Source organism: Rhodococcoides trifolii (assembly GCF_014635345.1).
Classification (GTDB): Bacteria; Actinomycetota; Actinomycetes; order Mycobacteriales; family Mycobacteriaceae; genus Rhodococcoides; species Rhodococcoides trifolii.
Window position 1 is genome coordinate 942,883 of sequence record NZ_BMCU01000001.1, and the last position, 26,308, is coordinate 969,190.

Below are 26,308 nucleotides of genomic sequence, written 5' to 3' on the forward strand. Positions count from 1 at the left end.
TGATCGTTAAGGTTGTGGACGGACACAGGTATACGGCAACAAAAGGAGTTACTGCATGACTGACGGCTCTCCCGACAGCGAAGGTCGGGGCGCTCGTCGATCACGTGCTCCCCGAGAACGGCCCCGTCGGCGGCAGCGCCCCCGGTCCGCGACTCTCCCGCAGATCCTCGCGGCGGCTGTCGAAGCCAATCCCGACGGTCTCGCCGTCGTCGCCGCGGATGCCACCTGGACCTACCGAGAGATCGACGAACGGTCGTCGCGGCTCGCTCGTGAACTGATGTCACGCGGCGTCGGCGTCGGCGCCGAGTCGGTGGTCGCTCTCGCGATCACCCGGTCCGCACAGTCGATCCTGTCCGTGTGGGCGGTGGCCAAGACCGGTGCCGCGTACGTCCCCGTCGACCCGAACTACCCGGCCGATCGCATCGAGTACATGCTCACCGATTCCGGGGCTGCTCTCGGCATCACGACGGCGGAGTTCCTGCCGAGCGTGAGCGGGCATGGACCCGAGTGGCTGGTTCTGGACGACCCCGATACCGCGGCCGCGGTGGACGTCCACGCCTCCGACCCCGTCACCTACGCCGACCGCCTGCGCACCGTCACCCCGCTCAACACGGCGTACATGATCTACACCTCCGGCTCCACCGGCCGCCCCAAGGGCGTCGAGGTCACCCATGCCGGTCTCGCCGGATTGGCCGCCGAGCAGCGTGAGCGGTACGGCATAGACCGTGACTCGCGCACGCTGGCCGTCGCCTCCCCGAGCTTCGACGCGTCCGTCTTCGAATTGCTGATGGCAATCGGTTCCGGTGCGACACTGGTGGTCTCGCCGTCCACCGTGTTCGGCGGCGACGAGCTGACCGAGCTGCTCCGCGAGCAGAAGGTGACGCACGCAGTCATCACCCCGTCGGTGCTGGCGTCCATCGACCCGGAGCCGCTGACGGACCTGCGTGCGGTCGTCACCGCCGGTGAAGCGTGCCCGCCCGAGCTGGTGACGCGCTTCGTCACGGGGAACAGGAAGATGTTCAACGGCTTCGGTCCCACCGAAGCCACCATCATGACCAACTGCGCCGAACTGATTCCGGGAGAACCGGTCTCGATCGGCGGGGCCATTCGCGACTTCAGCACCTATGTTCTCGACTCGCGGTTGCGCCAGGTGCCGGTCGGTGTCGCCGGTGAGTTGTATTCCGCTGGGCCGGGTCTGGCTCGCGGGTACCACGGCCGGCTGCCGCTGACGTCGGAACGCTTCGTTGCCGACCCCTTCGGTGAGCCCGGCGCCAAGATGTACCGCACGGGCGACGTGGTGCGCCAGCGTGCCAACGGCGCCCTGGACTACCTGGGCCGCAGTGACTTCCAGGTGAAGGTGCGCGGCTTCCGCATCGAACTCGGTGAGATCGACGCCGCCCTGTCCGCGAACGAGAAGGTGCGCTTCGCCGCCACGATCGGTCACCAGCTGCCCGACGGGTCGACCGCCCTGGTCGCGTACGTTCTGCCGGAGCCCGGCGCGGATCCGGACCCGGCCGAGCTGACGGAGTTCGTCGGCCGCTCGCTGACGGCGTACATGGTGCCGTCGGAGATCATCGTGATCGACGCGGTCCCGCTGACCCCGGTGGGCAAGCTCGACCGCACCGCCCTTCCCGCCCCGACCATCGGCACCAGCACGCGCGAGTACCGCGAACCCGAGACCGACGCCCAGCGCGCCGTCGCCACGGTGCTCGCGGACTTGCTCGGTGCGGAGCGAGTCGGGCTGGACGACAACTTCTTCGAGCTCGGCGGTAATTCGCTCATCGCCACCCGGGTCGTCGCCCGCATCAACGACGCGTTGGGCGCTCGCGTCGGCGTGCGCGACATCTTCGAATCCGGTTCGGTCGCCGATCTCGCGGCCCGCGCCGAAGGCTCGTTCGGCGCTTCCGGCAGGCCCCGGCTCGAAGCCGGACACCGTCCCGAGGGCGGACTGCCGCTCTCCTTTGCGCAGCAACGGATGTGGCTGACCAACCAGTACGACACCTCGTCCGCCGGATACAACCAGCCCGTCGCTCTGCGCATCACCGGTGAGCTGAACATCGCCGCGCTCGAGCAGGCGTTCGGTGATCTTCTCGAGCGTCACGAAACCCTGCGCACGGTCTATCCGCAGACCGACGACGGTCCGGTGCAACAGATTCAGCCCGCCTCGTCGATGACGGTGTCGCTCACACCCGAACCGCTCGCGGAGACCGCGCTCGTGGAGACCCTCACACCCATCGTGATGGAGGGCTTCGACGTCTCGGCCGCAGTGCCGTTCCGCGCCAGACTGTTCGAACTCTCCAGCGACAGCTATGTCCTCGTCGTCGTCATGCACCACATCGCCAGTGACGGCGGCTCTCTCGCGCCGCTCGTGCGCGATCTGACCACCGCCTACGTCGCTCGCGCAGCCGGGGCGGCGCCCGAGACGGCGCCCCTCGAGGTGCAGTACGCGGACTACGCCATCTGGCACCGCGAACTGCTCGGCGACGAGAGCGACCCGGATTCGCTGTCCGCCAAGCAGATCGCGTTCTGGTCCACGGCCCTCGCCGGGACACCGGACGTGATCGAGCTTCCGACGGATCGCCCGCGTCCCGACCTTCCCACGTCCCGCGGTGCCACGGTAGCGTTCAGCGTGGACCGCGATGTTGCGGAGTCGCTCAACCAGCTTGCGCGGCAGAGCAATTCGACGTTGTTCATGGTGATTCACGCTGCGCTGGCTGTCCTTCTGTCCCGCCTCGCGGCCACCGACGACGTCTCCGTCGGCACCCAGATCGGCGGACGCGGCGAGGCCGCCCTCGACGACCTCGTCGGCATGTTCGGGAACACCCTCGTCCTGCGCTCGTTCGTGAACCCGGACGAGTCGTTCACCGACTTCCTGACGCGGACCCGCACCACCGACCTCGAAGCGCTCGGCAACTCCGACCTGCCACTCGACCGCCTCGTCGAAATCCTGCGACCCGCCCGGTCGTTGGCGTACGCGCCGCTGTTCCAGGTACTGCTCATGTTGCAGAACTTCGAGCGCACCGAGATCGAACTGCCCGACGTCACCATCGAGTTGGTCGACGTCGAAGCCGACGTCGCGAAACTCGATCTGACCGTCACGATGATGGAGCAGACCGAGCCGGACGGCTCCACCGGTCCCATCGACGGAACTCTGCTCTACGCAACGGATCTGTTCGACCGCGCCACCGTCGAGGCCGTCGCCGAACGCTTCGTCGCTGTGCTCACGGCCGTCGCGGCCGACGCGAGCACGCCGGTCGGCGACCTCCCGCTCGTCATCGACGGGGAGCAGCCCGAACTCCGCGGTGCCGACGCCCCGCTTCCCGAGACCACCCTCGTCGAGATGTTCCGGTCGAGCGTCACCGCGCACCCGCACAACACGGCCCTCGTCTACGAGGGTGACGACCTCACGTACGCCGAGTTCGGAAACAGAGTCGCACGTCTTGCGCGGCACCTGGTCTCGCTCGGGGTCGGACCCGACACCCTCGTTGCGGTCGGCGCGCGGCGATCGCTGGAACTGATGGTCGCGGTGTACGCGGTGCTCGAGGCAGGCGGCGGCTACGTCCCCATCGATCCCGAACATCCGCACGAGCGAACCGAATACGTGCTCGAGACCTCGAAGCCCGTTGTCGTCCTCACGACGGCACGGGATCACGCGGACCTGCCGGCCCACTCCAACGTGATCGACATCGACACGATCGATCTGTCCGAGTACTCGCACGAGCCGTTGACCGACGACGAGCGCGCCGCCCCGCTGCGGCCCGAGAACGTCGCGTACGTCATCTTCACCTCCGGCTCGACCGGACGCCCCAAAGGTGTTGCGGTAGCTCATCGCAGCGTGATCAACCAGATGCTGTGGATGCACGAGCTCTACGAGCTCGGCGACACCGACGTCATGCTGCACAAGACGCCCGTGACGTTCGACGCGTCGGTGTGGGAGCTGTTCCTGCCGCTCCAGCTCGGCGCCGCACTGGTGATCGCGCGCCCCGAAGGTCACCTCGACGCGGCGTACCTTCTGCAGATCGCCCGCGAGCGTGAGGTGGCCATTCTCGAGTTCGTTCCGTCGATGCTCGAATTGTTCCTCTCCGACGCCGATCTCGCGTTGCCGACCACCCTGCGCTACCTCTCCGTCGGTGGCGAGGCGCTGTCCGCCGATCTCGTGCGACGATTCTCCGCGTCGTCGCCCGCCGAACTCGACAACACGTACGGCCCCACCGAGGCCACCGTCACCTCGACGCTGCACCGCACGGTGGAATCGGACACCAAGACCGTGCCGATTGGCCGCCCGATCCGCAACACCGGCGCCCGCGTGCTGGATTCGCGCCTGCACGACGTCCCGACCGGTGTTCCGGGTGAGCTGTATCTGACGGGCGTTCAGTTGGCCCGTGGCTACCTCGGACGCGCCGACCTGACTGCCGAACGGTTTGTCGCCGATCCGCGTTCGACCGACGGCGAGCGCATGTACCGCACCGGCGACCTGGTCTTCCACAACTCCGATGGCGAGCTGGAGTTCCTGGGTCGCACCGACTTCCAGGTCAAGCTTCGCGGTCTGCGCATCGAGCTCGGCGAGATCGAGTCCGCACTCGCGGCGCACCCCGAGATCTCCCGCGCCGTCGCACTCGTGCATTCCGACGAGCGGACAGGGGACTCGCTCGTTGCGTACGTGACGACGGCGCCCGGCGCCGCGCCCGACGTTCATCGCGTGCTCGAGTTCGTGGGGGAGCGCCTGCCGGCCTACATGGTTCCCGCGCAGGTGCTCGTGCTCGACGAGATTCCGCTCAGTCCGAGCGGCAAGCTCGACCGCCGCGCACTGCCCGAGCCCGTGTTCACCACGGAGGCCAAGGAATACCGTGCTCCGTCGACGGTGACGGAAAAGGTTGTCGCCGACGTGTTCTCGGCGCTCCTCGACGTCGAACGCGTCGGGCTGGACGACTCGTTCTTCGAGCTCGGCGGCAACTCGCTCGTCGGCATGCGCGCCGTCGCGCGCATCAACGACGCCCTGTCCGTCAGCGTCGGAGTGCGCGACCTGTTCGAACGCCCGACCGTGACGTCGCTGTCAATCCGGATCGACGAGAAGGCGCAGCTCGGTCGAATCCGGCCGGTGCTGGAGCCGGTCGTGCGCCCGGAGCGAATCCCGCTGTCGCTTGCGCAGCAGCGCATGTGGTTCGTCAACCAGTTCGACACCGAGTCCGCGGCCTACAACATCCCGTTGGTCATTCGCCTCGGCGGCACGATCGACGACACGGTCCTGCGTGCGGCGGTCACCGACGTGCTGGAACGTCACGAGTCGCTACGGACGGTGTACCCACAGGTCGACGGCACGCCGTACCAGGTGATCCTGCCCGCCGACTCCGTGTCCTCGCAGTTCACCATCGAAGACGTGGCACCGGAGGCGCTGCGCGAACGTGTAGTCGAGCTCGTCACCGAGGGATTCGAAGTCCAGGAACAGGTCCCGGTGCGCGGCGCACTGCTGCGGACCGGCCCCACCGAGGCCGTGCTGGCCTTCGTCGTGCACCACGTGAGCGCCGACGGCTTCTCGATGTCGCCTCTCGCCCGCGACGTCATGACCGCCTACGCCTCACGCATCGCCGGGGTCGAGACACAGTGGCAGCCCCTCGCGGTGCAGTACGCCGACTTCTCGGTCTGGCAGCGCGACATGCTCGGGTCTGAGAGCGACCCGAACTCGCTTGCCGCGCAACAGGAGAAGTACTGGGTCACCCAGCTCGCCGACCTGCCGGACCGCATCGACCTGCCGTCGGACCGTCCACGGCCCGCGGTCTCGACCGGCGGCGGTAGCGCGTTCACGTACGTCATCGACGCATCGGTCCGTACCGGTCTGGACGAACTGGCTCGGGCGCACGACGCCACACTCTTCATGGCGGTGCACAGCGCCCTCGCCGTGTTGCTCGCTCGCACCAGCGGGACCGACGACATCGCCATCGGTGCCCCCATCGCCGGCCGCGGCGAGGAAGCGCTCGACGACCTCGTCGGCATGTTCGTCAACACCCTCGTCCTGCGCACACCCGTGCGCGGAGGAGACAGCTTCCTGGAGCTGCTGGCGCTGGCGCGGACAGTCGACCTCGGCGCGTTCGGCAACGCCGACGTGCCGTTCGAGCGGCTGGTGGAAGTGCTTGCGCCGGAACGTTCGACGTCGCACAACCCGCTCTTCCAAGTTGCACTCGCATTCCAGAACCTCGAGCGCACTCGCTTCGAGTTGGCCGACCTCACCGTCGAGCGGTACGACGCCGGCGTCCATGCCGCAAAATTCGACCTCTCCCTCGAGATGGCCGAAACCGAGGAAGGCGCGTTCTCGCTCGAGGTCACCTACTCCACGGATCTGTTCGACGAGCCCACCGTCCGGGTGTTCTGCGAGCGTCTCGATCGCATCCTGCGTGCCGTCGTCGACGCTCCGGAACGCCCCGTCGGCGACATCTCGTTGCTGGACGAGTCCGAGGAGACGCTGCTCAGTCCGGTGGTCGGCGACGACCCAGTCGACGAGCTCACCCTCGCCGACATCCTCCACGGGGCGGCGCAGGCCAACCCGGACGGCACGGCTCTGATCTTCGAGGGCGGAACGCTCTTCGACGGCGGGTCGGTTACCTACCGCGAGCTCGACGCGGTGACCTCTCGCCTGGCGCGTCTGCTCGTCGGTCGCGGTTTGGGCGCTGGATCGGTTGTGGCGCTGTCGGTTCCGCGGTCCGCGGAGTCCGTTGCCCTGATGTGGGCCGTGACCAAGACCGGCGCAGCATTCGTACCGATCGATCCGAACTACCCGGCGGACCGCATCGCGCACATGGTGCAGGACTCGGGCGTCGAGGTCGGGTTGACCACGCTGGCGTACCGATCCGCGCTGCCGAGCACAGTGGACTGGCTGGTGGTCGACGACGACGAGACGCGCAGCGCCACGGCGGAACAGTCCGACGCGCAGTTCACCGACGAGGACCGGCTGCGCGGGGTCACACCCGCCGACCGCGCCTACATCATCTACACCTCGGGTTCGACCGGCCTGCCCAAGGGCGTGTCGGTGTCGCACCGCGGCTTGAACCAGCTCGGCGTCTCGCAACGCGAGCAGTACCGCGTGGAGCAGTCCTCGCGCGTGATGCACTTCGCCTCACCGAGTTTCGACGCGTCGCTGCTGGAGCTGCTGCTCGCGGTGCCTGCCGCCGCGACGATGGTCATCGTTCCGACCACGGTCTACGGCGGTGAGGAACTTGCGCAGTTCCTGCGTCGCCACGAGGTCACCCATGCCTTCATCACCCCGGCCGCGCTCGCGTCGGTCGATCCCTCGGGTCTCGATGCGCTGCAGACCATCTCGGTCGGCGGTGAAGCGTACGGCCAGGACCTGGTCGCGAAATTTGCTGTCGAGACACGACCGGCCTCCGGCCTGCCCGCGGTTCGCCGGATGCTCAACGTCTACGGCCCCACCGAGACCACCATCGTCTCGCACATCGGCAAGCCGATGGTGCCCGGCGGACCCATGCCGTTCGGCGGCCCCATCCGCGGTGGCCGTGCAGCGGTGCTGGACTCGCGGCTGCGGCCTGTTCCCATCGGCGTGCCCGGCGATTTGTACACCGCCGGACCCGGTGTGGCGCTGGGGTATCACGAGCGACGCGCGCTGTCGTCGGAGCGGTTCGTCGCGGATCCGTTCGGAGCGCCGGGCACACGGATGTACCGCACCGGTGACGTCGTGCGGTGGACACCCGACCTCGAGCTCGAATACGTCGGTCGCGGCGACTCGCAGATCAAGATCCGCGGCTTCCGCATCGAGCCCGGCGAGATCGACGCCGTCGTCGCTGCGAACCCCGAGGTCCGTTTCTCGTTGACCGTTCCGCACGAATCGGCAACCGGCGCCAAGGTTCTCGTGACCTACGTGACGTTGGCCGAAGGCTCGTTGCTGCTCGACTCCGACATCAAGGACTTCGCCGCCGAGTCGCTGCCGAAGCACATGGTGCCCTCGGCCGTCGTCGTGATGGACAGCGTTCCGCTCGGCAGCACCGGCAAGGTCGACCGGCGCGCACTGCCCGCACCGGTGTTCGGTGGAGACGAATCCACGTACCGCGCACCGTCGACCGAGCTCGAGATCGCGCTGGCCGCGGTGTTCGCCGACGTCCTCGGCGTGGAACGAGTGGGCGCCGACGACGATTTCTTCGCCCTCGGCGGCGACAGCATCGTCTCCATCCAGCTGGTGTCGCGCGCACGCGCAGCCGGGCTGTCGCTCACCCCGCGCGAGGTCTTCGAACGACGAACGGTCGCCTCGCTCGCCAAGGTCGTCACCGTCGGTGACAGTGCGCAGAAGGTGCTCACCGAGCTGCCGGGTGGGGGAGTGGGATCGCGTCCGCTCACGCCGGTCGAACACTTCATGACCCAGCGCGGCGGTGCGTACCAACGCTTCTCGCAGACCATCGCGCTCGAACTGCCCGCCGGCATCGACCGCGCCGGTGTCACCGCAACCGTGCAGGCGCTTCTCGATCGACACGACATGCTGCGCGCCCGACTCGTCGGCGACGCGGAGATCGGGTACACCGTCGAGACCGGTCCGATCGGCAGTGTGCGTGCCGAGGATCTGCTGACCGAGGTCGACGTCGACGGCAGTTTCGACGCCGCGGCGGCGCCCGCCCTCGATGCGGCTCTGGACAACCTGTCCACCGCCGACGGCCGCCTGATGCAGTTCGTCTGGCTCCGGTCCGGCGATGCCGGCCGGATGATCGTCGCCGGCCACCACCTCGCCGTCGACGGTGTGTCGTGGCGAATCATCGTGCCCGACCTGGTGCAGGCCTGGTTCGCCGTATCGACGGGTACGACACCGGAATTGCCCGCCGTCGGCACCTCGATGCGGACGTGGGCACACGCCCTCGTCGACGAGGCGGCGTCCGAGACGAGGAAGGCCGAATTGCCGTTCTGGCGTTCGGTTGTCGCGTCCCCGGATCCTCTTCTCGGCTCTCGCGCACTCGACCCCGCGGTGGACGTTCAGAACACGCTCGACAAGGTCCGCGTCACCGTGCCCGCCGACGTCACGGCCTCCGCCCTGACAACCCTGCCGCAGACGTTCCGCGGCGGCGTCAACGACGGACTGCTCTCGGCGCTCGCGCTGGCGGTGGCCCGATACCGACGTGAGGGCGGCACGGAACTGTCGTCGCTGTTGCTGCGGCTCGAGGGTCACGGCCGTGAGGAAGAAGTACTCGCAACCGATGCCCGCGCGGACCTCTCGCGGACGGTCGGCTGGTTCACGTCCATCTTCCCGGTGCTGCTCGATCTCGGTGACGTCGACGTCGACGAGGCCTTCGCCGGTGGCGACTCCGCCGGGCGCGCAATCAAAGCCGTGAAGGAGCAACTCCTCCGCATTCCGGATCGCGGTATGGGGTACGGCATGCTCCGCTACCTCGACGGCAGCCTGCGCGGACAGTCGGTGGGGCAGATCAGCTTCAACTACCTCGGCCGCCTCTCCGCGGGCGACCTCCCGGAAGGTGCGCAGAGCATCGGGTGGCTGCCCGCCACCGACATCACCTCCACCGCCGACGTTCCGCTCGACGCGGACATGCCGGCCATCGCGGTGCTCGACATCAACGCCAGCGTTGTAGACGACGAATTGGCCGCCACCTTCGCGTTCCCTCGGGGCATCCTGTCGACCGACGAGGTCACCGAGCTCGGCGGGTACTGGGTCGACGCTCTGACCGCTCTGGTCCAGCACGCCGCCAGCGACACCGCGGGTGGGTTGACCCCATCGGACGTACCGTTGGTTCGAGTGTCGCAGAAGGACATCGAGGTCTTCGAAGCTTCCGTGCCGGACCTGCAGGACGTGTGGTCGTTGGCGCCGTTGCAGTCGGGCCTCCTCTTCCACGCGTCGATGCAGACCGAGGGCACGGCTGACGTCTACGTCATGCAGGTCGTCCTCGAACTCGCCGGTGAGGTCGACGTCGACCGCTTCCGCAGCGCTGCTGCATCGCTCATGACGCGCTACGACGGTCTGCGCACCTCGTTCACGACGACCGCGGACGGCACCCCGGTGCAGCTCGTTCCCTCCCGAGTCGACGTGCCGTGGACCGATCTCGACTTCTCCGACAAGACCGCCGACGACCTGTCGGCGGAGCTCGAGGCCGAGCGAGCACGGCCGTTCGCGATGAATCACGCTCCGCTGGTGCGTTTCCTGATGATCCGCACTGCCGACGGCGGGTACACGCTCTCGCTCATGGCGCACCACATCGTCATCGACGGCTGGTCCATGCCGCTCATGATCAAGGACCTGCTGACGCTGTACGCCACCCGCGGCGACGCGGCGATCCTCCCGCGGGTGCAGTCCTACGGCACGTTCCTCGAGTGGCTCTCGCGTCGTGACCGCGCCGCGTCGACCAAGGCGTGGACCACTGCGTTCGCCGGAACCGAAACGCCCACACTGCTGTCCGGCGTTGTCGACACCGCACAGGTGGCCGCCGACACCGGCCGCATCGAGGTCGAGCTCGACGAGCAGACCACCAGCGAGCTCACCGAACTCGGTTCGCGACTCGGCGTCACCCTGAACACCATCGTCCAGGCGGCGTGGGGCCTGCTGCTGGCTCGGTCGCTGGGCCGCGACGACGTCACGTTCGGCGGCACCGTCTCCGGTCGACCCGCCGAACTCGACGGCGTCGAATCCATGGTCGGTCTCTTCATCAACACCCTGCCGGTACGCATCGCGATCGACGAGGCGTCCGACATCGAGGCGTTCCTGCGCCGCATCCAGAACGAACAGAACGCGCTTCTCGACCACCACTACCTCGGACTGGCGGACATCACGACCGCCGTCGGGCCCGGTGCGGTGTTCGACACGATCACCGTGCTCGAGTCGTACCCCGTCGACGAGGAGGGCCTCAAGGCCGCCGCCTCGATCGACGGCATGTCGGTCACCGGCGCTCAGGTCCTGGACGCGACGCATTACCCCATCTCGGTGGTCACGTTCGCGGACAAGCAGATTCGCATGACCCTGCGGTACCTGCGCGAGCTCTTCGACGACGACTACATGTCGAAACTGGGCGAGCGACTGCAGGCGGTGTTCGCTGCCTTCGCGTCGAATTCGTCGGCTCGTGTCGCCACCGTCGACACGCTTCTTCCCGACGAGCGGGACGATCTGCTGAGCCGCCGTGGCCGCGCCGACCTTGCGCCGCAGACGCTGGCGCAGGTCTTCGAACATGCTCTGGCCGAGAACCCGGACGGCGACGCCGTGCGGCAGGGCGATCTGGTGTGGACCTACCGCGAGCTGGACGCACGGTCCTCGAAGTTGGCCCGCTGGCTCGTCTCCCGCGGCGCCGGCCCCGACACCGTTGTCGCCGTGGCGGTTCCGCGCTCACCGGAGTTCGTTCTCACCGTGTGGGCCGTCGCGAAGTCCGGCGCGTACTTCGTGCCGATCGACCCCGGTCATCCTGCCGACCGCATCGAGTACATGGTCGACGACTCCACGGCCGCGCTGGGCCTGACCACGGCCGCCGACGCCGCGAACGTCGCGGGCGACATCGAGTGGTTCTCGCTCGGAGACGCCGACTTCGATTCTGCGGTGGACGCATTCGACGACACCCCCGTCACCGATGCGGACCGGGTGGCGACGCTGTCACTCGGCCACCCCGCGTACATGATCTACACCTCGGGCTCGACCGGACGGCCCAAGGGCGTCGTCGTGCCGAACCGCGGACTGGCCAACCTCGTGGACGCGCAGCTGCAGGCCTTCGGAGTCGACGACGAATCTCGGGTACTCGCGGTCGCGTCGACCAGCTTCGACGCCGCGATCTTCGAGATCCTGATCGCGTCGGGATCCGCCGCGCCGCTGGTTCCCGCGCCCGCCGGCTACTACGGCGGACCGGATCTTGCTCGTTTCGTCACCGACGAGGCCGTCACGCACGTGGTGATCACGCCGTCGGCGCTCGCATCGATGGAGCCGCAGGACATTCCGAGTGTGCGTGTCATCATGTCCGTCGGTGAAGCACTGCCGCCGGAGCTGATGGCGAAGTGGTCGGTCGGCGCCACCGTGATCAACGGGTACGGGCCCGCCGAGTGCACCGTCATGATCTCGGTGAGCGACCCGCTGCACGCCGGCGATCTCGTGACCATCGGTGGGCCGAGCACGGGTACGGCGCTCTACGTTCTGGATTCGCGTATGAGCCCGGTGCCTGTCGGTGTCGCCGGGGAGCTCTACGCCGGCGGTGTCGGGGTGGCCCGCGGCTACCACGATCGCGAAGCCCTGACCGCCGAGCGTTTCGTCGCGAACCCGTTCGACGTCGACGGTTCTCGCCTCTACCGCACCGGTGACGTTGTGCGGTGGACCGAAGCCGGGACCATCGAGTACGTCGGTCGCAGCGACTTCCAGGTCAAGATCCGCGGCCAGCGCATCGAACTCGGCGAGATCGACGGTGCGCTCTCGGCGCACCCGGATGTCGACTTCGCCGTCACCGTCGGTCACACGTCGTCGAACGGGGTCACCGACCTCGTGTCGTACGTGGTGCCGCGTGAGGCTCTGGCGTCGGAGAACCGCGAACTGGACGTTGCCGCGGTGCACGCCGCGGTGCGAGAGGTGCTGCCCGCGCACATGGTTCCCGCGGTCATCATGCCGATCGCCGCGATCCCGCTGAACCCCGTCGGCAAGCTCGATCGCCGCGCGCTGCCCGAGCCCACCCTGCTCCGCCGCCAGGCGCAGTATCGCGCGCCGGAGACACCCGAGGACCACGCAGTCGCCGAGGTCTTCGCGGAACTGCTCGGAGTCGAGAAGGTGGGCGTCGACGACTCCTTCTTCGACCTCGGCGGCAACTCGTTGATGGCCACCCAGGCCGTCGCCCGCATCAACGCCGCCCTCGATTCGCACCTCGGTGTGCGTGACATCTTCGACGCGAGCACCGTCGGAGACCTTGCGACACGGGCAATCTCGGGTGGGTCAGGGCATCGCCTGCCGCTCGTGGCGGGGGAGCGACCGGATCCGCTGCCGCTGTCCCTCGCGCAGCGGCGAATGTGGTTCCTGAACCAGTTCGACACCAGCTCACCGGCGTACAACATTCCGCTCGCGGTGCGCCTCGACGGCCGCCTCGACGTGGCGGCGCTCGAGCGCGCAGTGATCGACGTGCTCGCTCGTCACGAGACTCTGCGCACCGTCTACCCGGGGTCGGAAGACGGCCCGCACCAGGTGATCCTGTCGCCGTCGGACGTGCCGCTCGACCTCGCCCCGCAGCAGGTCGACGAGGCCGAACTGACGAACCGCCTCTTCGGCTTCATCGCCGGCGGATTCGACGTCACCGCCGGTGTGCCGGTGCGCGGGATGCTCCTCGAGATCTCCGACGAGTCGCACGTCCTCGCCATCGTGGTGCACCACATCTCGGCCGACGGGTTCTCCCTCGGACCGCTGGCGCGTGACGTCATGGTCGCGTACACCGCCGAGGTTCGCGGGGAGGTTCCCGCGTGGTCGCCGCTGCCGGTGCAGTACGCCGACTTCGCACTCTGGCAGCGGAAGGTCCTCGGCGACGACACCGACCCGGAGTCGTTGACCACCAAGCAAATTGCGTTCTGGAAGAACCAGCTCGCCGGACTCGACGACGCCCTCGAACTGCCCATGGACCGCCCGCGTCCCACCGTGCAGTCACTGCTCGGTGGGTCGGTGCGCTTCTCGCTGACCGCGGAGCAGACCGCCGGTCTGTCACGAGTCGCGGCGTCCCGTCAGGGAACGCTGTTCATGTCGGTGCACGCCGCCTTCGCGGTGCTGCTCGCGACGCTGGCGAACCAGCGAGACATCGCCGTCGGCACCCCGATCGCCGGCCGCGGCGAACAAGAACTCGACGACCTCGTCGGCATGTTCGTCAACACGTTGGCGCTGCGACTCGACGTCGACCCGGACGCTACGTTCGAGGATCTCGTCGGCGCGGCGCGCAGTGTGGACCTCGCTGCATTCGGGCACGCGGATGTTCCATTCGAGCAGCTCGTCGAAGCGGTCGACCCGCGACGCTCGACGGCCTACCACCCGATCTTCCAGGTGGGCTTCTCGTTCCAGAACCTCGCACCGGTCAGCTTCGAGCTGCCCGATCTGACCATCGGTGACGTCGGCATCGAAGCCGCGGTGTCGCAGTTCGATCTGCACCTGATCGTCAGCGAGGACACCGCGACCGGGTCCATGCAGGGCGTGCTGACGTTCGCGGAGGCTCTGTTCGATCGCGCGACCGCGGAGACCTTTGCCGAGCGTTTCGTTCGGGTCGTCGACGCCGTCGTCGCGGATCCGTCCGCACCCGTCCGCACGATCGACGTGCTGGACTCAGCCGAGCGCTCCTCGATCCTGCTGCAACGCAACGATACTGCCGTGTCGGGTGTCCCCACCCGCCTGACGGACATGGTCGATGCGCGGGTGGCCGCCGCACCGGAGACCACTGCCCTGGTGTTCGGAGACGAGTCCCTCACCTACGCCGAGTTCGGTGCACGGGTGAACTCTCTCGCCCGGCACCTGATCGCCGCGGGAGTCGGACCGGGCGACCTCGTCGCCGTGAAGATCGCACGCTCGTTCGACCTGATGGTCGCGATGTACGCCGTGGTGACTGCAGGTGCGGCCTACCTCCCGATCGATCTCGATCACCCCGCCGAGCGCACCGACTACGTCATGAACGACGCACAGCCCTCGCTCGTTCTCGATGCCGAGTACGTTGCGGCGCTCGATCTCTCCGATCTGTCGAAAGATCCCGTCACCGACGCCGAGCGCACCCGCGCTCTGACCGGTGAAGACCTGGCGTACGTCATCTACACCTCCGGATCGACCGGTCGACCGAAGGGTGTGGCCCTGCCGCACCGTGCCGTCGCCAACCAGATGGCCTGGATACAAGGCGAATTCGAGCTGTCGGCGGACGACGCGATGATCCAGAAGACACCGGCGACGTTCGACCTGTCGGTATGGGAACTGTGGTGGCCGCTCACCTCCGGGGCGCGACTCGTGCTCGCGACGCCCGAGGGCAACCGCGATCCCGCCTACCTCGCGCAGCTCACCCGCGAGCAGAACATCACTGTCGCCGATTTCGTGCCGTCGCTGCTCGGCGCCTTCACGTCGGTCGCGCAACCCGACGACCTCGGCTCGCTGCGGGCCGTCCTCTGCATCGGTGAGGCATTGCCGCGCGAGACGGTCGAGTCGTTCGGACGTGTCTCGGACGCACCGGTGTTCAACCTCTACGGACCCACCGAGGCGGCCGTCTCGGTGACCACGCACAAGACTGTTCCCGGCGCCCACGGGCCGGTTCCGATCGGCGCGCCCGAGGCCAATGTCCAGGTCTACGTTCTCGATTCGCGCCTGCGGCCCGTTCCCGCCGGTGTCGCCGGCGAGCTCTACCTTGCCGGAACCCAGTTGGCGCGCGGCTACTTCGGCAACTCCGCGCTGACCGCCGAACGCTTCGTGGCCAACCCCTACGGCGACGCCAGGCTGTACCGCACCGGTGACGTCGTTCGCTGGAACTCCGGTGGCGACCTGGTCTACCTCGACCGCTCCGACTCACAGGTCAAGGTGCGCGGCTTCCGCATCGAACTCGGTGAGGTCGAAGCGGCTTTGACCGCCGCCACGAACGTGGCGTCCTCTGCTGCGGCCGTGGTGAAGACGGCCGGTGGCGAACTCCTGGTCGGTTACGTCGTCGCAACCGCGGACTCGGTCGTCGATGTCGACCAGGTCCGCGCCGACGCCGGCACTCTCGTCCCGGCCTACATGGTCCCGTCGCGCATCGTCGTGCTGGATGCGTTGCCGCTCAACGCGAACGGCAAGCTCGACCGGCGCGCGCTTCCGTCCGTCGACCTCGGTCCGGCCCGCGAGTACCGGGCGCCCTCGACCCCCGTCGAAGAGATCGTCGCCGACGCGTTTGCGTCGGTCCTCGGTGTCGAGCGCGTCGGAATCGACGACGACTTCTTCGAGCTCGGTGGCAACTCGCTCTCCGCCACTCAGGTCGTCGCACGCGTCAACGCCCGACTCGGGACCCGCATCGGTATTCGCGAGATGTTCGAGTCCGCGAACGTGTCGGCCTTCGCCGCGCACGCCGAATCCGCCACGCAGGACGGCCCGCGCGCACCGCTGGTACCCGTCGACCGCCCCGAGACCATCCCGTTGTCGCTTGCGCAGCAACGGATGTGGTTCCTCAACCAGTTCGACACCGCCTCGCCGGCGTACAACGTGCCGCTCGCGGTTCGACTGGAAGGCACGCTGGACGTCACCGCGCTCGAACTCGCCGTGCGCGATGTTCTCGAACGCCACGAGTCGCTGCGCACCGTCTACCCGACCACCGACGACGGCCCGCATCAGGTCATCGTCCCGGCTCGTGACGTCCCTCTCGACCTGACCGTCGAACCGGTTGCGGCCGAAAGCGTCGCCGCGCGTCTGTTCGCGTTCGTGTCCGAGGGGTTCGACGTCACCGCCGCCGTCCCGGTGCGCGGTCTGCTCCTCGAAGTGACACCGACGCACTACGTGCTCGGCATCGTGATTCACCACGTCTCCGCCGACGGGTTCTCGCAGGGTCCGTTGGCCCGCGACGTCATGGTCGCGTACACCGCGCGTGCTCGCGGAGAGAACCCGCAATGGGCTCCGCTGCCCGTGCAGTACGCCGATTTTGCGCTGTGGCAGCGCACGGTGCTCGGTACGCTGACCGATCCGACGTCGGTGGTCAGCCGCCAGGTGTCGTTCTGGCGCACCACACTTGCCGGGCTCGGCGACGCCCTTGCCCTCCCGACGGACCGTCCGCGGCCGGCCGTGCAGTCGCTCCAGGGTGGGTCCGTCCGGTTCGAGATCTCGCCCGAACTGACCGACGCGCTCACCGACGTCGCGAAGGATCGCCGGGGCACTCTGTTCATGGCGATGCACGCCGCGTGGGCCCTCCTCCTCGCGAAGCTGGGTGGAACGCGCGACATCGCCGTCGGCACCCCCATCGCAGGGCGTGGCGAGCAAGAGCTGGACGACATGGTCGGCATGTTCGTGAACACTCTCGCCCTACGTCTGGACGTCGACCCGGATCTGACCTTCGCCGATCTGGTCGAGTCCGCGCGGTCGGTCGACCTCGCCGCGTTCGGCAACGCCGACGTGCCGTTCGAGCAGTTGGTCGAGGCGCTGAACCCGGTGCGCTCCACGGCATATCACCCGCTGTTCCAGGTCGGGTTCTCGTTCCAGAACCTGTCGCCGGTGTCGTTCGAGCTACCCGATCTGACGGTCGGCGACGTCGGCTTCGATTTCGACGTGTCGCAGTTCGATCTGCATCTCATCGTCAGCGAGCAGGCCGGCCACGGTCAGATCGCCATGCTGACCTACGCCACGGCCCTCTTCGATCGGGCCACCGCCGAGGTCTTCGTCGAGCGGTTCCTGCGAGTGCTCGAAACCGTTGCCGCGCAGCCGACGACACCCGTGCGGGACGTCGACGTGCTGTCGACGTCGGAGCGTAGCGCCATTCTGACCGAACGCAACGCGACCGAGTGGGTCGGCGTTCCGCGCACTCTCACCGCGATGTTCGACGAGCGCGTGGCGCAGACCCCGGACGCGACGGCGCTCACCTTCGGCGGCGACAGCCTGACCTACGCCGAGTTCGGTTCCCGCGTGGCACGTCTCGCGCGCTACCTCGTCGGACGCGGAGTCGGAACCGACAGCCTTGTGGCGCTGAAGATTCCGCGGTCGATCGACATGATGGTCGCGATGTACGCCATCGTCACCGCCGGTGGCGCCTACCTGCCCATCGACCTCGACCACCCGGCCGAGCGCACGCAGTATGTCCTCGACGACGCGAAGCCGACACTGACGCTCACCGCGGAGGACCTGACCGGCCTCGATCTCGACGCCTTCTCCGATGCTCCCCTCACCGACGACGATCGGGTGGGAACGCTGCGGGCGGAGAACCTGGCGTACGTCATCTACACGTCCGGATCGACCGGCCGGCCGAAGGGCGTCGGTGTTCCGCACCGTGCCGTCGCGAACCAGATGGCGTGGATACAAAGCGAATTCGAGCTCACCGCAGACGACGCGATGATCCAGAAGACGCCGGCGACGTTCGACCTGTCGGTGTGGGAACTGTGGTGGCCTCTCACTGCTGGTGCGCGTCTGGTGCTCGCCACCCCCGAGGGCAACCGTGATCCGGCCTACCTCGCGAAGCTCACGCGCGAGCAGAACGTGACTGTCGCAGACTTCGTGCCGTCGCTCCTCGGCGCGTTCGTCTCCGTCGCCGAACGCGGCGATCTGGAATCGCTGCGGGCGATTCTGTGTATCGGTGAAGCCCTGCCCCGCGACGTCGTCGACGCGTTCGCACGCGTCTCGGACGCTCCCGTGTTCAACCTGTACGGACCCACCGAGGCAGCCGTCAGCGTCACCTCGCACCGCACCGAGCGCGGCGCCACCGGACCGGTTCCGATCGGCGCACCGGAGTGGAACAACCGTGTCTACGTGCTCGACGAAAGCCTGAACCCGGTGCCCACCGGCGTCGGCGGCGAGCTGTACATCGGTGGAGAACAGCTGGCGCGCAGCTACTTCGGGCGTGCGGCACTCACGGCAGAACGCTTCGTGGCCGATCCGTTCTCCGCCGTACCCGGCGCGCGCCTGTACCGAAGCGGCGACGCGGTGCGCTGGAACGGCAACGGCGAGCTGGTGTTCCTCGACCGCACCGACTCCCAGGTCAAGGTCCGCGGGTTCCGCATCGAACTCGGTGAGATCGAGTCCGTCCTCGCCGCCCACGAGTCCGTCGCGTCCGCAGCTGCAGCCGTATCGACGTCGGTCGGCGGCGAGATGCTCGTCGGCTACGTCGTCCCGGAGCAGGATTCGACCGTCGACGTCGATGCTGTCCGCGACTTCGCCGGCACCCGTCTGCCGTCCTACATGGTGCCGACGCGGATCGTGATTCTCGACGAGCTACCGCTGAGCGTGAACGGCAAGCTGGACCGCCGCGTCCTGCCTACCGTCGGATTCGAATCGACTCGTGAGTACCGCGCACCGTCGACGCCCGTCGAGGAGATCGTTGCGGACGCGTTCGGGTCGGTTCTCGGCGTCGACCGGGTCGGCGTCGACGACGACTTCTTCGCCCTGGGCGGCAACTCGCTCTCGGCGACTCAGGTTGTCGCACGCGTCAATTCGCGACTGTCCGCGCGCGTGGGCATCCGTGAGATCTTCGAGGCGCCGACGGTCAAGGAGCTTGCCGCGCGCGCCGAGAATGCCGAGGTCGACAACCGGCCACCGCTGGTGCCGCAGGAGCGCCCGGACCAGATCCCGCTCTCGCTCGCGCAGCAGCGGATGTGGTTCCTCAACCAGTTCGATACCTCGTCGGCGGCGTACAACATGCCGCTGGGCATTCGCCTCACCGGTGACCTCGATGTCGACGCTCTGGTGAAAGCCATTGCGGACGTGGTCGATCGGCACGAGACGCTGCGCACGGTGTACCCCACGGTGAACGGCATCCCGCACCAGCGGATTCTGAAGGGGTCCGACGTTCCGCTCGGCGTGACGGTCCACGACGTCGAGCCGGACAAGGTCATCGGAACGCTGTTCACCACTGCCGCAGCAGGATTCGACGTCACCGAGGCAGTGCCGCTTCGTGTTCGGCTGCTGCGTCAGTCGCCCACCGAGCACGTACTGATGATGGTGATCCATCACGTCTCGGCGGACGGATTCTCGCTGGCACCGCTCGCACGCGACGTCATGACCGCCTACACGTCGCGGACGGCCGGCAACGCCCCCGTGTGGACTCCGCTGGCGGTGCAGTTCGCCGACTACGCGATCTGGCAGCGCCGCCTCCTCGGCGATCCGGCCGACAGCGAATCACTGTTGGCTCGCCAGCTCGACTACTGGAAGGGAACGCTCCGCGGACTCGACGGTCCGCTCGACCTCCCGTTCGATCGCCCGCGTGCCGACGTGCAGTCCATGGCCGGCGCCAACATCAAGTTCACGATTCCGGAAACTGTGGCGCGCGCCGCGACAGCAGTGGGTGCGCCGCGATCCGCGACCCAGTTCATGGTGGTGCACGCCGCGTTCGCGACGTTGCTCGCCGGACTCGGCGCCACCCGCGACGTCGTGGTGGCCACGCCCATCGCCGGTCGCGGCGAGCCCGAGCTGGATCCCTTGGTGGGTCAGTTCGCCGGCACGCTGGCGCTTCGACTCGACGTCGATCCGGCGCAGACGTTCGGAGAACTTGTTGCGCAGGCACGTTCGGTGGATCTCGACGCGTTCGCACACTCGGACGTCCCGTTCGAGCAGGTCGTGGAGGCGGTCGATCCGCCGCGCTCGACCGCGTACCCGGCCATCGCGCAGGTGGGTTTCTCGTTCCAGAACCTCGCGTCGACCTCGTTCGAACTGCCCGGGCTCAGCGTCACCGATCTGGACGTCGACCCCGGAACGTCGCAGTACGACCTGCATCTCATCGTCGGCTCCGATCAGCAGGGTGCACTCGACTGCGTGATCACCTACTCCACAGCGCTGTTCGACGAAGCGACGGCCGCGTCGATCGTCGGTCGATTCACCAGGCTGCTCAGCACTCTGGTGACCGAGCCGGAGACGGCCGTCGGCGACATCGATCTGCTGTCGGCGCGCGAACGCGAGCTCCTCGTCTTCACGCGCAACGACACGGCCGTCACCGGTGCCCCCTCGACGCTGGTCGAGATGTTCGACGCAGCCGTGGCCGCGAACGCCGATGCCGTCGCACTCGTCGACGCCGACGGAGCCGAACTCACGTACGCCGATTTCGACGCACGCGTCTCTGCCCTCTCCAGCGCGCTGATCGACGACGGCGTGCTCGTGGGAGACGTTGTGGGCGTGGCCGTTCGGCGGTCCGTCGATCTGATGGTCGCGTTGTACGCCGTCGTGAAGTCCGGTGCGGCGTACCTTCCGATCGACCTCGACCACCCGGCCGAGCGCACCGAGTACGTACTGAGCAGCGCCCAGCCGACGCTGGTGCTGACCGCCGGTGAGACCCTCGACGTCGACACGACGGTGCGAGTACGCGATCTCTCGGAACTGCCCGACACGTCGTCGGCAGCCCCCGCGCGCCAGGCTCGACCGGACGACACCGCCTACATCATCTACACCTCCGGATCGACGGGCCGACCCAAGGGCGTCGCCGTCCCGCACCGCGCCGTCGCGAACCAGATGTGGTGGATGCAGCGTGAATTCGCGTTGACCAACGACGACGCGATGATCCTCAAGACGTCGGCGACGTTCGACCTGTCGGTGTGGGAACTGTGGTGGCCGCTCACCGCGGGCGCGCGACTGGTCCTCGCGAGCGCAGAGGGTCACCGCGACCCCGAGTACCTCGCTCGACTCACGCGCGAACGCGGCGTGACGGTGGCGGACTTCGTCCCGTCCCTGCTCTCCGTCTTCGCGTCGGTGTCCACGCCCGACGACGCCCGGTCACTGCGCCTGGTGCTGTGCATCGGTGAGGCGCTCCCGCGCGACGCCGTCACGGCGTTCGAGCGTGTGTCCGACGCTCCGGTGTGGAACCTGTACGGGCCTACCGAGGCTGCGGTATCGGTGACGGCGCACCGGGTGGCGAGCGGTGGATCGGGACCGGTCGCGATCGGAACTCCCGAGTCCAACGTTCAGGTCTATGTGCTCGACGAGCGGCTGCGTCCGGTGCCCCCGGGCGTCCCGGGTGAGCTCTATCTCGGCGGTATTCAGTTGGCGCACGGCTACTTCGGTCGCAGCGGGCTCACCGCCGAACGATTCGTCGCGAATCCGTTCGGCGACGACCGCCTGTATCGCACCGGCGACGGCGTGCGGTGGACCACGGACGGTGAGCTCGAGTTCGTGACGCGTCTCGACGATCAGGTCAAGGTGCGCGGTTTCCGCATCGAACTCGGTGAAGTAGCCGCGGCGCTGACGGCGTCGCCCTCCGTCGAGTCCGCAGCCGCAGCCGTCATGACGGACATGTTGGTCGGGTACGTGGTCCTGGTGGAGGGCGCCGAACTCGATGCCGACGCGATCATGCGCACTGCGGGAGAACTCGTGCCCGCGTACATGATTCCGTCCGCGGTGGTGGCGCTCGACGCGCTGCCGCTCAGTGCGAACGGCAAGCTCGACCGTCGCGCGCTCCCCGGAGTCGACGTCGTCGGCGCTGCCGGCTCGCAATACCGGGCACCGACCACACCGGTGGAAGAGATCGTCGTCGCCGCGTTCGCAACGGTTCTCGGAGTCGAGCGAGTCGGCGTCGACGACAACTTCTTCGCCTTCGGTGGCAACTCGTTGTCGGCGACTCAGGTCATCGCGCGGGTCAATGCCGAACTGGGCGTTCGTATTCCGTTGCGTGACATCTTCGTCGCACCCACCCCGGCTCAACTCGCTCAGCGCGCCGAGTCGGCCGAGAAGTCGACCGAGCGGCCTCCGCTCGTGCGTCAGGACCTCCCCGATCGGGTTCCGCTGTCGCTGGCTCAGCAGCGCATGTGGTTCTTCAACCAGCGCGATACCAACTCCAGGTTCTACAACATTCCGCTGGCGATTCGCATGCGCGGCGAAGTCGACGCGGACGCGCTTGCCCTCGCGGTCAAGGACGTCATCGGCCGACACGAGGTCCTCCGGACCGTCTACCCCATGGGCGAGCACGAGCCCTATCAGGTCGTTGTTCCCGTCTCCCACGTCGTCCCGACGCTCGACATGCGCGAGACCACGTCCGCCGTCGCCACCGAGGTCGTCACCGACTACGTCGCGGGCGGGTTCGACGTCACCGTCGCCCCGCCGACGAGAGTTGCCCTGTTCCGCCTGACCGACACCGCCGATCAGTGGGTGTTTGCCATGTCGGTGCAGCACATCTCGATCGACGGCGCGTCTCTGGGTGTTCTCGCGGAAGACCTGATGCTGGCGTACATTTCGCGCACCCACGGCATGGATCCGCAGTGGGCACCCGCCGAGCTGAGCTACGCCGACTTCGTCGTCTGGCAGCGGGCAGTCTTCGGTACCCCGGACGACGAGGGTTCCATCGTGGCGAAGCAACTCGACTATTGGCGTACGCAACTCGCCGGTGTCAGCGCCCCGATCGAGTTGCCACACGACCGTCCGCGTCGGGAGAACCAGTCCGTCGAGGCGGGAATCGTGGACTTCACGATTCCGTCGTCGCTGGCGACGGCGCTGCGGGACGTCGGGCAACAATACGGCGCAACGCAATTCATGGTCGTACACGCGGCACTCGCGGTATTGCTGGCCAAGCTCAGCGGCGGCCAGGACATCGTGATCGGAACACCCGCAGCCGGGCGGGGTGAGGACGGCCTCGACCGGATCGTCGGAATGTTCGCGGGCATGCTGGCTCTTCGTCTGCAGGTCGATCCGGACGCCACGTTCGAGGACCTGGTGGCGCACGCGCACGACACGGACCTGGAGGCGTTCGCGAATGTCGACGCGTCACACGATCAGGTTATCGACGCGGTATTGCCGGTCCGGCCGACTCGGCACGCGCCGCTCTATCAGGTCAGTCTGGCGTTCCAGAACCTCGGAGCGATGTCGTTCTCGCTGCCCGGCATCGAGATCGCGGGTTTCGACGTCGAGCTCGGCGCCGCCCGATACGACCTGCAGCTCATCGTCGGTGGTGCGGTGACCAAGGACAATGCCGACAATGCCGAACTCGCTGCGACTCTGCGGTATTCGGCTGCACTGTTCGATCGGGACACGGTGGAGCACATCGTCACCCGGTTCCTCGCGGTGCTGGACGCGGTCGCGACGAATCCGGCGACGCGCGTTCGTGACATCGAAGTGCTGTTCGACGCCGAGCGCGCCGACCTCGTGCACGTGCCGGAGCAGCTTCCGGACCTCGGAACGCTGCCGGATCTGCTCTCGGGTTCCTTCGCGGACGATTCGATCGCGCTCATCGTTCCGGTCCTGGCGCCCGGCGACGAACAGTACGGCCGCTACGCACCGGGTTCGCGCGTCACCCGGCGCGAGTACGACGCCTACGTACGACGTCTTGCTCGGTTCCTCGTCGCGAGCGGGGTGCGCACCGGTGACCTGGTGGCCGTGGCAATTCCACGATCCGCCGAGATGGTGATGACGGTTCACGCCGTGGTGACAGCGGGCGCGGCGTTCGTGCCCATCGATCTCGCGCACCCTGACGAACGCATCGAGTACGTACTCGGTGACGCCGATCCGACCCTCGTTCTCACACTCGACGGACTCCGTCTACCCGAGGTGAATGCGCCCGTCATCGCGGTCGACAACGTCGATCTCGAGCCGTTCTCCGACGCCCCGATCACCGACGAGGACCGCACACACCCGCTGCGACCGTCGAACCTCGCCTACGTGCTCTACACGTCCGGATCGACCGGTCGGCCGAAGGGTGTCGCGGTGCCGCACCGCGCCGTCGTGCGCCACATCGCCAACATGCAGTCGCAGTACCAGCTGGGGCCGTCCGACGCGATGATTCTGCGTACACCGGTCACGTTCGACGTCTCGGTCTGGGAGGTCTGGTGGCCTCTGACCGTCGGAGCCCGCGTGATCGTGGCGTCCGTGACCGGGCACCGTGATCCCGCGTATCTGGCCGCGCTGACGCAGCGGTACGCCGTCAGCGTGTTGGTGTTCGTTCCGTCGATGATGAAGGTCTTCGCCACCACGGCCAACCCGTCGCAGCTCGACACGGTTCGGCACGTGCTGGTGGCGGGCGAGGCGCTTCCACGCGACACGGTCGACGTCTTCGGCACGGTCAGCTCGGCAGCGGTCGACAACCTGTACGGCCCCACGGAGGCTGCCGTCACGGTGACAGCGCACCGGGTGCACGCCGACGCCGACTCCCGCGCGGTTCCCATCGGGCGCGCGCAACCGGGCGTCGCGACGTACGTCCTGGACCGACGACTTGCGCCGGTGCCGGCCCGCGTGCCGGGCGACCTGTACCTGAGCGGCACGCAACTGGCCGACGGTTACCGCGGCCGACCGGGACTGACGGCGGTGCGATTCGTCGCGTCGCCGTTCGGCCCGCCCGGAGCGCGGATGTACCTGACCGGTGACGCCGTGCGCTGGACCAAGGACCTGGAGATCGATTTCATCGGCCGTGCGGACGACCAGGTGAAGATCCGCGGCTTCCGCATCGAACTCGGCGAGATCGAATCGGTGCTTGCCGCCCAACCCGGCGTGATCGCCGCTGCCGCTGCGCCCACGTCGAGTGGTGGCCGACTGATCGGGTACGTGGTTCCGGAGCCGGACGGTGCGCTCGACGTCGACGCGGTCCGGGAGGCGGCCGCGGAGGCGTTGCCGGAGTACATGGTGCCGGCGTCGATCGTCGTCCTCGACGCGCTGCCCCTCGGAACGAGCGGAAAGCTCGACCGCAAGGCACTTCCGGAGCCGGCGATCGATCTGGATCGACGGATGGATCCGCCGGAGACCGACACCGAGACCGTGGTGGTCTCGGCCTACGCCACCGCACTCGGTATGGACGCAGTCGGAGTGCAGGAGAACTTCTTCGAACTCGGCGGCACGTCGCTCGTCGCGACCGAGGTCGTCAACCTACTGGTCAAGAAGTACGGTCTGGCACCCGAATCCGCGCGTCTACCATGGCTGTTCGCCTACCCGACCGCGCGGGAGCTGGCCGGTCGCATCGATCGGGGAGCGGATTCGGTGAACGAGCCGAGCGCACTCGACATCGTGCTGCCGCTGCGTGCCGCGGGTACGGGCACCCCGGTGTTCGCACTGCACCCGTTGGTCGGAATCGCGATCAGCTTCGCGGGCCTGGCCTCGTACCTGCCCGCGGACGTCCCGCTGTACGGAATCCAGTCGCCGGCCCTGACCCGCGACGAGCCGCTCGCCGAGTCGATCGACGACCTCGCTCGGAGGTACCTGCAGGAGATCCGACGGGTCCAGGGCACCGGGCCCTACCGTCTGATCGGATGGTCGTTGGGCGGCACGGTCGCGCACGCCATCGCGACCGTCCTGCAAGCCGAGGGTGAGCAGGTGGAGCTGCTCGCCATGCTCGACAGCGCAGCCGGAGGAGTCGAGGACATCGACGATTCCGACGCGCCGCCGGTGTCCTTGCTGGATCTCTTCGGCGCCCTCGGGACGGCTGCGGACGACGTGCCCGCAGCCGAGCTCGGATCCGTCGAGGAGACCGCCGCCTTCATCTCGGCGATCCCGGGAATCTCGGGCATCATCGATGAGGCCGGTGTGCGTCGCATGTTGGTCACTGCCGTCCACAACAACGAGTTGCTGCACGAGCACGTACCCGGTGTGTTCGACGGAGACCTACTGTTCTTCGCCTCGAGCGACGCGACCTCGGCAACCTTCGCGGACGGGTGGGGAGCGCACGTCACCGGCACGGTCGAACCGCACCGGATCGAGGCCTCGCACTGGAACATGACCAGCGAGTCGTCGCTGACGGTGATCGGGCCGCTCCTCGGTCGGCGCCTCGGAAAGGACTCCTGAACC

1 protein-coding gene is annotated in these 26,308 nt (G+C 67.9%); it reads left to right on the forward strand.

What is annotated here, in order from left to right:
- Positions 1-55 precede the first annotated feature (55 nt).
- Positions 56-26,305, forward strand: a complete 26,250-nt coding sequence (locus IEW02_RS04540; protein ID WP_188543456.1) for a non-ribosomal peptide synthase/polyketide synthase — start codon at positions 56-58, stop codon at positions 26,303-26,305.
- Positions 26,306-26,308: the final 3 nt, after the last annotated feature.